Here is an 11213-nt window from a genome sequence, read left to right as displayed (position 1 = left end):
TTTGTTGAACCAGCGGCTGTAGCGTTCTTTGACTTCTTTGACGTAGATGGACAGGTCGCAGAAGCGTTTTTTGATGGCGGCGAGCTTCTCCTGCGCGCGTGTTTCCAGGCCCTGGCGGCGGAGTTCGGCGAGGTCCTGCCGCAGCAGTCCGACGTAGGTTTTGCTGTAGAGGATGGCGAGGTGTTCCATGAGTTTTTCTTCGCCCTGCGGCCCGGAGAACCGCTCCAGCCAGAGGTCTTTTTTGGGGACTTCCACCAGCAGGTGGAAGTGATTGCCCATGATGCAATACGTCACGAGCTTCACCCCGCAAAAGTCTGCCAGCCGCCACATGAGGCGTTTGAGCGCCTCCTTTTCCACGTCATCAAAGAAGACCTCGCCGCCGCAGGTGCGGGACATGACGTGGTAGCAATAGCTCTCATAAGGGCCTTTGCCGACGATCCGTTTGCGTCCGCCTGACCAGGACCGCGCGGCAGGATAGGGAGCGGTCTTGGCATTCACGCCCACGAGCTGCGCCTCCAGCGCATCGCGTTGCGGATCAGTCGTTTGAGTGGCCTTCATAAGGCGATGCATAGCATCAAAGCCGTCGCAGTCAACAACTGTATGCCTGGCATACAGTTTAAGATAATCTGATTGGCACAGGGCTAATTTCCGCGCCGGAGCCGAATGCATAAGCCGGGGCACTTTATTCCCTGGTAAAACCCTCTATTATGAAAACTACATTCCTTTTTCTGTCGGCTCTGGCCGTGGTCCAGCTGCCGGTGACACTCAACGCTCAAGTGACTGTGGTGACTCCGCCGGAAGCGGTGACTCCCCCTTCGGTGGTGATCGAGTCTGGTGTTGTGACACCGTCGGGTGCCCCACAGGCGCCGGGAGTGGAAACGCGCGGCCGTGCCCGTGCCATGGCCCTGGATGCAGCGGAGGCCCGGCGCCAGCTTTCCGTGGCTCCGCAAGTGATCGTCGTGCAGGGAGGAAAGCCCCCTGCCGTCACGGCGGTGCCAGTGCCCACCCCTTCCACAGATACCGTTAAGACAACAAAGACGACCACGGTCATTGAGACTCCCGGCCAGCCAACCCGTGTTTACAACGCGGAGCGCAACGTGGTGGTTATTCAGGACCAGGGTCAGAACCGCGAGCTTCCCTATGTGACCCTTCCGGTGCTGTTCGTCAAAGAAACCGCTGAACTTCTGGACGATGAATCCCGCAAAGCCCTGGAACAGATCGCCGGTGTCATCATGGCCATCGTTAATACGGAATCAGGAACCGTCTTCGACATTGAAGGGCACACCAGCACGGATGGCACGGATGAGTTCAACATGGAACTCTCGGCTGCCCGCGCCAAACGCATTTATGACGAACTGACGCAAAACTATGGAGTGCCTGCCAATGTGCTGAGCGCCCACGGTTATGGAGAAATGTACCCTCGCTATCCGGAAGGCACGGAGGAGCAGATGCAGATGGACCGCCGGGTGCTCGTGGTGCGGACAAAATAAGCATCCATCACTCTTTTCTATGGGGGCTGGCCGAGAGTTCAGCCCTTTTTCAAACTGTCAAAAATGGCGCGTTGAAGCTTCAAGTACTTCTCGGCGTAATAGCTGGTGAAGGTGGCAAGCTGTTCACCATCGGTCCTGGCTACAGCCAGCCACGAATCACGCAAGTCGGTCCGCCCTTTCTCCTGGGCAATCTGAGCACCGACTGCGTGAGCCCAGGAGCTGATGGCGAGCACGGCGATCCCGTGCCGCTGCCAGCCACGGGCGGCATTGATGTCAGCGAGGGCCTCCTGGATCTCTTCCAAATTGCGGCTGTGAATCGCCAGGCGGGTGCGCGCCTCAGCCAGGAGCACGCGGGCCATGGGGGAATCCCGCATCTGATGAATCGCGTGGGCCATGAATTCCACTCCCTGCTGCCGCTCATGGGCATCTTGGCTATGGCTGAGTGCGTGCCCCAGAATCAGGTAATCCTCTCTTTCTTTGGGCTGCGCATCGGCCAGGGTGGCCATCACCCGGTGGTAGCTGCGGGTGTCATCTGTCAAATCATGGGCAGTGGCCAGGAGTGCCCTGGCCGGGATGCTATTGGGGGCTTCTTGGACGAGTTCTTCCAGCGTTTTGATGGCCTCTTCCACACGGCCCTGGATCAAGTGCTGCTCTCCCTGCAGCAGCCCAATGAACGCTCTGGGCACACCTGCCTCTTTGCATTCCCGGATGGCCGCCGTGATCCATTCATCCTCGCCGCTCATGATGGCAAACTGGGCCGCTTCCACCGCACGCTGGGCTTCCTCGATCCTCAGCCTAACATAAAGAGTGGTGGAAATGGCCAGGCCTGCCAGCAAAGATAGCGCAACAAGCGCGACCGTAATAAATGCCGCACGGTTTTTTTGCAGCAGCTTCTGCAGGCGATAAACGGTGCTGGGCGGTCGTGCCAGCACGGGCTCGTGATCCAAATGGCGCTGAAGGTCGTCCGCGAGCGCGCTGGCTGTTTCATACCGCCGCCTCCGGTCCTTTTCCATGGCCTTCATGACGATCCAGTCCAGGTCCCCTTTGAGCAGGCCAATGAGTTTCGGGGGTTCGCTCTGACGATGGCTGGCAACTGTGCTGGCGGTCGCGGCGGCCATTGTTTTTAAAAGGGTGGAGGGCTTTCTGGGCTCACGCTCACGGATCAGACGCCGCATTTCATCAAACCCGGCCTTCATCAGCTCATCCTGGCTGAAGGGTGTGTGGCCGGTGAGCAGTTCGTATAACAGGACGCCCAGTGCGTAGATGTCGCAGCGGGTATCAATGTCCAGGCCGCTAAGCTCAGCCTGCTCCGGGGCCATGTACAAGGGCGTGCCGACCATCTGCTCAAAATGGGTGAAGAGCGTCTTGTCCGTCAGGCGCTGCTGCATGGCCTTGGCGATGCCGAAATCAATGACCTTGGCCACCGGCACGCCATCATGCAGCGTGACGAGGATGTTGGAAGGCTTCAGATCCCGGTGGATGACGCCTTTCATGTGCGCATGCTGGACGGCGCGGCAAACACTGATGAAAAGCGTCACTCTGGCCTGAGGCGTGAGAAGATGCTCATCACAAAAACGCGTGATCGGGATGCCCCGCACCAGTTCCATGACAAAATAAGGACGCCCGGTTTCCGTAGCCCCGGCATCCAGCACGCGGGCAATATTCGGGTGTTCCATCATGGCGAGCGCCTGGCGCTCCTGCTCAAAGCGGGCGATGACCTCCTTGGTATCCATGCCCGCCTTGATGATCTTCAGTGCCACCCGGCGCTGCACGGGCAGCGTCTGCTCCGCCATCCAGACGGTGCCAAAGCCACCTTCACCGATCTGCTGCAGCAGCTTGTAGGGGCCGATGACCTCGCTCTCCGTTTTCAGCAGCGGCTGCACAGTCGTCGGAGGTTCCAAATGCACCCGCATGAAGTTTTCTGCCTTCAAGGAGTCAAGCAGGGCCTCCACACGCCGGTACAAAACAGGGTCATGACGACATTGCTCCTCCAGCATCCGCCTCTGTGCCTGCGAATCCTCCAGAGTGAGGATGGCATAAAAAATTTCCTCCTCCGTCATGGTTTCTCCAGGGACAAGAGGGAAAGGCTAATGCAAGGGCGGTTACTCCAGATCGCGCTCGACTTCCAGGATGCGCTGAAGCGCGTCCAGAAATTCATCGGCGGCTTCCAGAGGCAGCATGATGGTATCACGGCGTCCGCGCACGTCTTCTGTGATCTTGATCACGCGTCCACGCTCGTTTTCCTTGAGATCGAGGAAGAAGATCTTCCGGTCAGTCATGATCTTCTCAGAATGCAGCGCTGGGCTGCCGCGCCTAGGCTCTTCAGATTCGTCGTTCCTCATTGAGTGGTAACCTCCAGTTCCCGTATGCAGTTGAATTACAGGCAGGAGTGTAGAAATCAGCCCCGGAATGTCAATGTTTAGTCTTGGAAGTTGCGCACGAAGTCCGCGATGTGCCGGGCATCGGCAGCGGAGACCTGCTTTTCACTTTCGCACTCCCCCGGATGAAAGGCGCTGCGATGGTCAATCCGGCCCGCCTTCCAGACCCATGCGTTCGGATTATAGGGGCCCACCTGACGCGGATCACTCCAGGTGTGAATGCCGAGGACACGGTCATTCACTCCGGCGGCAATGTGCATGGGCCCACTGTCCACGCTGATGACAAAGCGGGCCTGCCGCAATACCCAAACCAGTTCCGCCAGGGAGGTCCGGTTGCTGAAATCCGTGATGTGGTCGCCGGCAGGAATCGCGGCTCCCTGGGACATGCCAACCAGCACCACAGGCAGTGGAGCCAGGGCAGTGCAGAGCGCCTGCAGGACCTCGGGCGAAAGCGATTTTCCTTCTCCCCGCGACCAGGGATGCAAAACGATCAAGTCCCTTCTGTCAGGCCAGCCGGCAGGCGAACGCCCTTCTGCCAAAGGAAAGGTGAGCCGCCCTGTATCCACCGGAATGCCAAAGGCCCGTGGCAGGGCCAGGTAGCGGTCCACCGCATGAGCGGAGGCATCCACCGGAATAACATGATCATGAAAGAACCGGGCGCCCTCACGCGAATCCGAGAGGCCGATGACAGGGTTGGAACCGCGTGTGCGGGACAGGTATCCGCTACGAAACAGCCCCTGGAAATCCAGCACTATCTCCGGGTCTTCCCGCCCCATGCTGCGCCAGCTTTTGGCCCAGCGCCGCAGAATGAAGAGTCCCGGCAGCCCCCGGCATTGCTTGCGCGGAAAGGCAATGACCTCTTCCAGCAGTGAGGAACCCTGTAAAAGCGGGGTCCACTCCGTATTCGCCAGCCAGCGGATTTTTATCGCCGGATACGCCTCCTTGATCGCCTGCACAGCGGGCAGGGTGTGGACGATATCGCCAAGCGAACTGGGTTTTACGATCACGGCGGAGCGGAATCCCGCCAGGGAAGGCAGCCCGGATGCGCTCATTTATTTGCCCAGGGACAGCCGCTCAGCCAGGAGGGAGGGCAGACCGGCGGCGCGGATCTTGTCCTGGGCCGTCTGGATGTCATATTCCAGCCGGCGGATGGAGATGGTCTGCGCCTGAACATCGTAGATGGCGTAGGACGCGCGCCAGTCGCCATCGCGCGGCTGACCGACGCTGCCGACATTGACAAAATACTTCACCCCGCGTTGCAGCGTCACGTCATTGCCGCGGGCAGCCCGTACAGAATCATCCTTTTCAAAAATACGCGGCACATGCGTGTGACCGTAAAAGCAAACCTGCGTAAACTGGTAGCTGAAGCTGGCCATCGCATCAAAGCGGTTGGTCACGTAACCCCAGGCCCCCGGAGAATCGAGCGTGGAATGGACGATGGTGAAGTCCCGCACCTGGCGCACCAGTTTCAGCTCCCTCAACCACTGGCGCTGCTCTTCACTGAGCTGCTGCCGCGTCCACAGCAGGGCCGCCTGGGCCAGCGGATTCAGCTCTTCCAGCGTGCTTTCACTGGCCGCGCCTTCATCATGATTTCCCCGCACCACCGGGCAGCCCATCTGGCGCACTGTTTCCAGGCATTCCACCGGGTTGGCGGCATAACCGACGATGTCGCCCAGGCAGACATAGTTGGCACAGCCCTGTTCCTGGGCATCCCACAGTACCGTCTGCAGGGCTTCAAGATTGGCGTGGATGTCTCCGAAAATGGCGAATTTCATCGAGGTTGAGCGATGGGAATAAAAAGGGCATCATCGGGACGGCGGCAGGGAAATCAAGCATTTCGGTAAAGTGCCCTCCAATACATAACCTAAAAGTGACCCAAGGTGACACTTTTTATAAAGGTAACTCGCGCGGCCAGTCTAACTGCGATTCCCCGTGCATCACCTCTGCCAGCACCGGCACGCCCAGGCATTGCTCCAAAATCATGCGGTTGGAGATGCTGGCCAGATCCCTTTCATCCTGGGCATAATTCAGAATGATGCCCGCGCAGGTGAGGCCGCGAGACTGGATATTTTTTACCGTCAGAATGGTGTGGTTCAGGCAGCCCAGGCGGTTGTTCACCACCACGATGATCGGAATGGCCAAATCCGCAGCCAGATCCGCCATGCTCAGCTTGTCCGTCAGCGGCACCTCCCAGCCTCCTGCCCCCTCGACAATAACGTGGCTGAAACGAGCCGCCAGACTGAAAAATCCCTGCCGCGCCGCCTCCACATCCACCGTTTTGTTTTCCAACAAGGATGCCGCATACGGGGAGGCGGGCACCTTCAGATAAACCGGGTTCACTTCCTCCAACGTCAGCGCATCCTCACCCGCCTGGCGCAGCGCATGGGCATCAACCCGGTCCCCACAAGCCAGCGGCTTGTATCCCACCGCTGCATGCCCCTCGCGCCGAAGAGCCTCAATGAGCAGACAGGAAACATAGGTTTTTCCGGCGTCCGTATCCGTGCCGGTGATGAAGTAATGCATGCAGAGTTATGGCGTGCCGAGGCCGGATCGGCAACGGGGGATTGAGCTGGCATTCCGTTGCAAAGCAGCCCAAACCATAACAAAAACACCTGCCTCGCTCTGGCCATTTGTCATTTGCCGGAGATTCGGCATGCTGTGCCTCCTGGTCATCAGGTTTTATACTTTCCCATCATGCTCCCTGTTTCTGAACAAATTGACATCCTCAAGCGCGGCACTGTGACCATTCACAGTGAAAAAGAGCTCGCGGCCAAGCTGGCCAAGGGCACGCCGCTGCGTATCAAACTCGGAGTGGACCCTACCTCCCCGGACATTCATCTGGGCCATGCGGTCGCATTGAGAAAACTGCGCCAGTTTCAGGACCTGGGCCACCAGATCGTCCTCATCATCGGTGACTTCACCGCCATGATCGGCGACCCGAGCGGCCGCTCCACCACGCGCCCGCCGCTGACTTATGATGAGGTCCTGGCCAATGCCAAGACCTATACTGACCAGGCTTTCCTCGTCCTCGACAAAGACAAAACGGAGGTCGTTTTCAACGGCAGCTGGTTTAAGGAAATGCCCTTTATGGAGGTCATCAAGCTCAATGCCCGCGTCACCCTCCAGCAGATGCTCCAGCGCGAAGACTTCAAAAACCGCGTCGCCAACGGCACCGAGGTGCGCCTGCACGAGATCCAGTACCCCATCATGCAGGGCTGGGACAGCGTCGTGGTGCGGTCCGATGTCGAGATCGGCGGCAGTGACCAGTTGTTTAACATTTTGGTAGGCCGCGACCTGCAAAAAGAAGAGGGCATGGAGCCTCAAATTTGCATGACCCTGCCGCTGCTGGAAGGCCTGGACGGCGTCAAAAAAATGTCCAAATCCCTCGGCAACTATGTCGGCCTGACTGATGCGCCGAAGGAGATGTTCGGCAAACTCATGAGCATCCCCGATGAGCTCATGGCCAAGTACTACCTGCTCGTCCTTGGCGAAGAACTGGATGCCACCATGCACCCCATGGAAGCCAAAAAAGCCCTCGCCGGCAAATGCGTCGCTGTTTACCACAACGATACCGCCGCCCAGGAATGCCGCGCTGACTGGGACCTCCGTTTCAGCAAAAAGGACCTCGCCAACGTGGAGCTGCCCCTCCTCACCCTCAGCGACCGCAAAGACGTGCTCGGCGTGGTCCAGCATGCCTACCAGTCCGTCTTCAACCAGCCCGTCTCCGGCGGCGAAGTCCGCCGCCTCATCCAGGGTGGCAGCATCCAGCTCAACGGCGAAAAACTCAGCGACCCCAAAGCCGAACCCGCCTGGGAAACCGGTGCCGTGCTGAAGCTGGATAAAAAGCGCAGCGTGCGGCTGGCGTGACCTGATTTTGGATTACAGATAAGGCTCAATATCCAGCTTCCCGTTCGTCGCGCAGATGAACATGGTGCCTGGACGGACGGTGCTGTCACGGGTGACGATCTTGCCCCCGGCGGCTTCCACCAGCATGACGCCGGCGGCGATGTCCCAAAGGCTGATTTGCTCTTCCACATAAGCATCCAGGCGGCCGCAGGCGATGTAGGCCAGGGCCAGCGCAGCGCTGCCGAGCATGCGGGTCTTAAAAACCTCGTAGCTGATGCGGCGGTAACGCTCGAAGCCGGCATCCAGCGCGGATTTGCTCTTGGAAAAACCGACGGTCACCACGGCCTGGTTCATCTCGCTGCGGCTGCTGGTGGAGATGGGCTTGCCGTTCAGGGTGGGCACGCCGCCTTTGACGACGGACCAGGTTTCATTTTGCATCGGGTCATGGATGACGCCCAGGAGCGGCTCCTTGGTGGAGCGCACACGCGCGCCGATGGACACGCAAAAATGCGGGATGCCGTAGAAATAATTCACCGTGCCGTCAATGGGGTCCACGATCCATTCCACATTACCATCGCCTCCGACATCGCCTTCTTCCTCGCCCAGGATGCGGTGGTCCGCGTGGTAACCCAGGATGATGTCGGCAATGAGCTGCTGCGTGCGCACATCCAGCTCCAGTTTCACATCGCGCCGGTGCATCTCGTTGACGGTCTTTTCAGAACCGAAGTTGTCTTTGATCAGCTTGCCGGCCTGGTGGGCGGCTTCGAGGGCGATGGTGATAAGCTCTGGCATGGAGGTATGGGGGACGAAATTTCCCGGTTCGTCGGAATGGGGTTCAAAATAACTTTTTCAAAGACGCCTGCTGGGTGATGAATGCGATGAGCTCGCGGGCCAGCACGGCTTTGGACTGACGCGGCAGGGGGAACGGCGAGGCGTCAGGCAGACACAGAGTGACTTCGTTCTCCTCGCTGTCAAATCCGATGCCCGCCTGCGACACATCATTCGCGATGACCAGGTCGCAGCCTTTGCGCACCAGCTTGTCCTGCGCATGCTCCAGCAGCCGCTCCGTCTCCGCCGCAAACCCGGCCAGGTATCCGGTGAAGCCAAAGACACTGCGGGCGGAGCCCAGGATGTCCTCCGTTTTTTCCAGCGTCAGCGTCAGGGTATCGCCCGTCTTTTTGATCTTTTGCTCGGCCTGCGATGCGGGCCGGTAGTCCGCCACCGCAGCGGAAAAAATGGCTGCGTTTTGTCCCTCCAGGCGGTCACGCACAGCCTCATACATCTGGCGTGCTGTCTCCACCTGGACCAGCGTCACTCCTGCGGGGGCGGAGATCACTACCGGGCCGGAGATCAAGATCACCTCATGGCCGGCTTCGCGCGCCGCTTCGGCCAGGGCATAGCCCATTTTGCCGGAGGAGCGGTTACTCAGGTAGCGCACCGGGTCGAGCGGCTCACGCGTGGGACCGGCGGTGATGAGGATTTTCATGCCAGGCCTTTTTCCAAAAGGGTGTGCACTGCCGCCAGGATCTCCTCCACCGGGGCCAGGCGGCCCACGCCTTCATAGCCGCAGGCCAGCAGGCCCTCCGCCGGCTCCACCCACTGCACGCCCCATCCCTTGAGGGTTTCCACATTCCTTTGCGTGGCCGGGTGCAGCCACATCTTCCCGTTCATCGCCGGGGCGATCAGAATGGGCGCCCGCGTCGCCAGGGCGATGGCCGTCAGCGCATCATTGGCAAATCCATGCGCCAGGGACGCCAGGACATTGGCCGTCGCGGGGGCAATCAAGAGCAGGTCCGCATCATCGGCGAGCTGGATGTGTCCCGGCTGCCAGCCTTCTTTTTCCGCAAACAGATCCGTCACCACCGGGCGGCGCGACAGGGTGGCCAGCGTCAGCGGCGTGACAAATTCCAGGGCCCCCTTCGTCAGCACACAGGTCACCTCATGCCCGGCCTTGGTGAGCTGGCTGGCCAGATCCGCTGCCTTGTAGGCGGCGATGGAGCCGGTGATGCCGAGGACGATGCGTGACATGCCTTCTTTTAAACGCGCCCCCGCCCTCATGCAAATCCGCCTTTGTCCGTGCAATTCCTCGAAACCATGATTCGCTGCCGCTCCCACTCCCCATGTCTTTTTTCAAACGCTTCGAAGTCTGGCTGCTCATCCTCCTCAGCCTGGGGGCCACGATCTGGGTCTTCACCACCGATTCAGGTCCCGGTAATGACGATGGCGACCCTCAGCCCATCTCCTCAAGCACGTCATCAGACCCCGTCTTGAAAATCCACCGCAGCACCCTGGAGCGGGATTTTGGCAATGCGCGGCTGGACCTGGAACTGCGTTATCAAAATGCCTCCCCACGTCCCCTTTCCCTCCAGCCGCCGGACGTGCGCCTGCTGACTGCTGAGGGGAAGGAAGTGCCGCCCTTCATGCTCGCCACGGAAAAGCCGCCCCAGATTCCCGCTCAAACCGCCCAGGATGTACGCCTGCGTTACTGGCTGGAAAAATCCCACCTGCAAGGGGCCCTCACCCTCGAAATCCGGGGCGAGAAAGCCGAGGTCAAAACCGCTGCTCCCCTGGATCTGGAATCCTTGGAAAACGGCAAGCCCAAGACCTGGACCAGAGCCATCCAGTAATTCCCATCGCACTTGCCGGCCTCTTTGTTTCTGCCCGGCTGGAAGGAATGCCACAGGGCTTCGTTCAAGGCATGGCTGGGCGGTATCTTCATCCTCCATTCACCGTCCGGTTTCCCAGAAACCTGCCATTCCCTTTTTCTTTTTCCTGTTTTTGGCTACCGTGCTGCCTGCCGCTGAACCGCTACCGGACTTCTCGGCTTATGAAAGGAAAAGCAAGTGGACCGTCTCTCCGGAAACCATCGCCCAATTCCCTCTGCCCCGACGCTGAAATCGTGAAGCAGCACGAGCCCGAAATCCTGGAGACCCTGGCCCAGTTCCAGCCGGATCAAATGCACTTCGTCTCCTTCTTCCCCATCGAATGCGCCTGGTGGCGGTTGCGACCTGTTGTAGTTAGAAACTAATTCTTGCATCCTTTCGGATTACACATGTAAACTCACGATTACATTTGTAATTCAAAAAATGCCACGCCCGCCCAAAGCTCCCCCTGCTCCTAAAATTTCCGATGCGGAATGGACCGTCATGAAGGTACTTTGGGAGCGTGGTGCCAGCACCGTCGCGGAGGTGGTGAAGGAGCTGGAAGGCCGGCTGCACTGGAAACCTCGTACCGTCCAGACCCTCATCCGCCGCCTGGCTGAAAAGGGAGCGCTCGCCGTGGAAACAGTGGGGCGCGAGTTTCGGTATTCGCCCGCCGTGGCCCAGGATGAATGCCAGCATGAAGAAAGCCGCAGCTTCCTGGAGCGCGTCTTCGACGGTCGCCTGACGCCATTTGTGGCGGGTCTGATGGAGCGGGAGCAGGTGTCAAAAGATGACCTGGAAGCCCTGCGCAAAGTTCTGCGTGAGGCAGAGATGAATCTCAAAAAATAAGCTGATGC

14 protein-coding genes are annotated in these 11213 nt (G+C 59.3%); 5 read left to right on the top strand and 9 right to left on the bottom strand.

Features of this window, described 5'->3' with window-relative positions:
• On the bottom strand, nucleotides 1-558 hold a 558-nt coding region (locus WJU23_RS22725), incomplete at its 3' end, for a transposase (RefSeq protein WP_346334931.1).
• A 149-nt stretch (nucleotides 559-707) separates the two neighbouring features.
• On the opposite strand from WJU23_RS22725, the gene WJU23_RS22720 reads away from it, so the two are divergent.
• The gene (locus tag WJU23_RS22720; RefSeq protein WP_346334930.1) at nucleotides 708-1490 is read left to right on the top strand and encodes an OmpA family protein; all 783 of its coding nucleotides are present in this window, start codon (nucleotides 708-710) and stop codon (nucleotides 1488-1490) included.
• A 38-nt stretch (nucleotides 1491-1528) separates the two neighbouring features.
• On the opposite strand, the gene WJU23_RS22715 is transcribed toward WJU23_RS22720, so the two are convergent.
• The 5 genes from WJU23_RS22715 to bioD all read right to left on the bottom strand — a co-directional run bounded on the left by WJU23_RS22715 (nucleotide 1529) and on the right by bioD (nucleotide 6391).
• A complete protein-coding gene (locus WJU23_RS22715; protein ID WP_346334929.1) occupies nucleotides 1529-3550 on the bottom strand; it encodes a serine/threonine-protein kinase in 2022 nt (673 codons plus the stop codon).
• A 42-nt stretch (nucleotides 3551-3592) separates the two neighbouring features.
• On the bottom strand, nucleotides 3593-3832 hold the full coding sequence (locus WJU23_RS22710; RefSeq protein WP_133795053.1) for a DNA-binding protein: 240 nt from the start codon (nucleotides 3830-3832) through the stop codon (nucleotides 3593-3595).
• Nucleotides 3833-3909: 77 nt separating this feature from the next.
• Nucleotides 3910-4875: a glycosyltransferase family 9 protein gene (locus WJU23_RS22705; RefSeq protein WP_346334928.1), complete on the bottom strand. Its 966-nt coding sequence runs from the start codon at nucleotides 4873-4875 to the stop codon at nucleotides 3910-3912.
• Between the two features lie 45 nt (nucleotides 4876-4920).
• The gene (locus WJU23_RS22700) at nucleotides 4921-5643 is read right to left on the bottom strand and encodes a metallophosphoesterase family protein (protein ID WP_346334927.1); all 723 of its coding nucleotides are present in this window, start codon (nucleotides 5641-5643) and stop codon (nucleotides 4921-4923) included.
• Between the two features lie 115 nt (nucleotides 5644-5758).
• Nucleotides 5759-6391: a dethiobiotin synthase gene (gene bioD / locus WJU23_RS22695; RefSeq protein WP_346334926.1), complete on the bottom strand. Its 633-nt coding sequence runs from the start codon at nucleotides 6389-6391 to the stop codon at nucleotides 5759-5761.
• 171 nt (nucleotides 6392-6562) lie between these two features.
• Between bioD and tyrS the strand changes: the two genes are divergently transcribed.
• On the top strand, nucleotides 6563-7735 hold the full coding sequence (gene tyrS, locus WJU23_RS22690; RefSeq protein WP_346334925.1) for a tyrosine--tRNA ligase: 1173 nt from the start codon (nucleotides 6563-6565) through the stop codon (nucleotides 7733-7735).
• A 12-nt stretch (nucleotides 7736-7747) separates the two neighbouring features.
• Here the strand turns inward: tyrS and WJU23_RS22685 are convergent, their stop codons facing one another.
• Genes WJU23_RS22685 through WJU23_RS22675 form a run of 3 tightly spaced genes read right to left on the bottom strand, consistent with a single transcriptional unit; the run spans nucleotide 7748 to nucleotide 9742 of the window.
• Nucleotides 7748-8506: an inositol monophosphatase family protein gene (locus tag WJU23_RS22685; protein ID WP_346334924.1), complete on the bottom strand. Its 759-nt coding sequence runs from the start codon at nucleotides 8504-8506 to the stop codon at nucleotides 7748-7750.
• A gap of 43 nt (nucleotides 8507-8549) precedes the next feature.
• A complete protein-coding gene (locus WJU23_RS22680; protein ID WP_346334923.1) occupies nucleotides 8550-9200 on the bottom strand; it encodes a phosphopantothenoylcysteine decarboxylase in 651 nt (216 codons plus the stop codon).
• Nucleotides 9197-9742 carry a flavoprotein gene (locus WJU23_RS22675; RefSeq protein ID WP_346334922.1) on the bottom strand — a complete coding sequence of 182 codons (546 nt, stop codon included), beginning with the start codon at nucleotides 9740-9742 and terminating at the stop codon, nucleotides 9197-9199. Before WJU23_RS22675 ends, WJU23_RS22680 begins: the two co-directional genes overlap by 4 nt.
• A 92-nt stretch (nucleotides 9743-9834) precedes the next feature.
• On the opposite strand from WJU23_RS22675, the gene WJU23_RS22670 reads away from it, so the two are divergent.
• The 3 genes from WJU23_RS22670 to WJU23_RS22660 all read left to right on the top strand — a co-directional run bounded on the left by WJU23_RS22670 (nucleotide 9835) and on the right by WJU23_RS22660 (nucleotide 11205).
• Nucleotides 9835-10341 (top strand): hypothetical protein, encoded by a 507-nt coding sequence (locus WJU23_RS22670; RefSeq protein ID WP_346334921.1) that lies wholly within the window; start codon nucleotides 9835-9837, stop codon nucleotides 10339-10341.
• Nucleotides 10342-10613: 272 nt separating this feature from the next.
• Nucleotides 10614-10742: a hypothetical protein gene (locus WJU23_RS22665; protein WP_346334920.1), complete on the top strand. Its 129-nt coding sequence runs from the start codon at nucleotides 10614-10616 to the stop codon at nucleotides 10740-10742.
• 58 nt (nucleotides 10743-10800) lie between these two features.
• Nucleotides 10801-11205 carry a BlaI/MecI/CopY family transcriptional regulator gene (locus WJU23_RS22660; RefSeq protein WP_346334919.1) on the top strand — a complete coding sequence of 135 codons (405 nt, stop codon included), beginning with the start codon at nucleotides 10801-10803 and terminating at the stop codon, nucleotides 11203-11205.
• Nucleotides 11206-11213: the final 8 nt, after the last annotated feature.

The sequence above is a fragment of the Prosthecobacter sp. SYSU 5D2 genome (genome assembly GCF_039655865.1).
In the GTDB taxonomy this organism is placed as follows: Bacteria; Verrucomicrobiota; Verrucomicrobiia; order Verrucomicrobiales; family Verrucomicrobiaceae; genus Prosthecobacter.
Note: the sequence above shows the minus strand (reverse complement) of the source record. Positions and strands in the feature narration are given on the sequence as shown.

Excerpts from the sequence above, each read along its gene's own strand:
- WJU23_RS22720 (WP_346334930.1), top strand. The coding sequence starts at position 708 with ATGAAAACTACATTCCTTTTTCTGTCGGCTCTGGCCGTGGTCCAGCTG.
- WJU23_RS22715 (WP_346334929.1), bottom strand. The coding sequence starts at position 3,550 with ATGACGGAGGAGGAAATTTTTTATGCCATCCTCACTCTGGAGGATTCG.
- WJU23_RS22710 (WP_133795053.1), bottom strand. The coding sequence starts at position 3,832 with ATGAGGAACGACGAATCTGAAGAGCCTAGGCGCGGCAGCCCAGCGCTG.
- WJU23_RS22700 (WP_346334927.1), bottom strand. The coding sequence starts at position 5,643 with ATGAAATTCGCCATTTTCGGAGACATCCACGCCAATCTTGAAGCCCTG.
- bioD (WP_346334926.1), bottom strand. The coding sequence starts at position 6,391 with ATGCATTACTTCATCACCGGCACGGATACGGACGCCGGAAAAACCTAT.
- tyrS (WP_346334925.1), top strand. The coding sequence starts at position 6,563 with ATGCTCCCTGTTTCTGAACAAATTGACATCCTCAAGCGCGGCACTGTG.
- WJU23_RS22685 (WP_346334924.1), bottom strand. The coding sequence starts at position 8,506 with ATGCCAGAGCTTATCACCATCGCCCTCGAAGCCGCCCACCAGGCCGGC.
- WJU23_RS22680 (WP_346334923.1), bottom strand. The coding sequence starts at position 9,200 with ATGAAAATCCTCATCACCGCCGGTCCCACGCGTGAGCCGCTCGACCCG.
- WJU23_RS22675 (WP_346334922.1), bottom strand. The coding sequence starts at position 9,742 with ATGTCACGCATCGTCCTCGGCATCACCGGCTCCATCGCCGCCTACAAG.
- WJU23_RS22670 (WP_346334921.1), top strand. The coding sequence starts at position 9,835 with ATGTCTTTTTTCAAACGCTTCGAAGTCTGGCTGCTCATCCTCCTCAGC.
- WJU23_RS22660 (WP_346334919.1), top strand. The coding sequence starts at position 10,801 with ATGCCACGCCCGCCCAAAGCTCCCCCTGCTCCTAAAATTTCCGATGCG.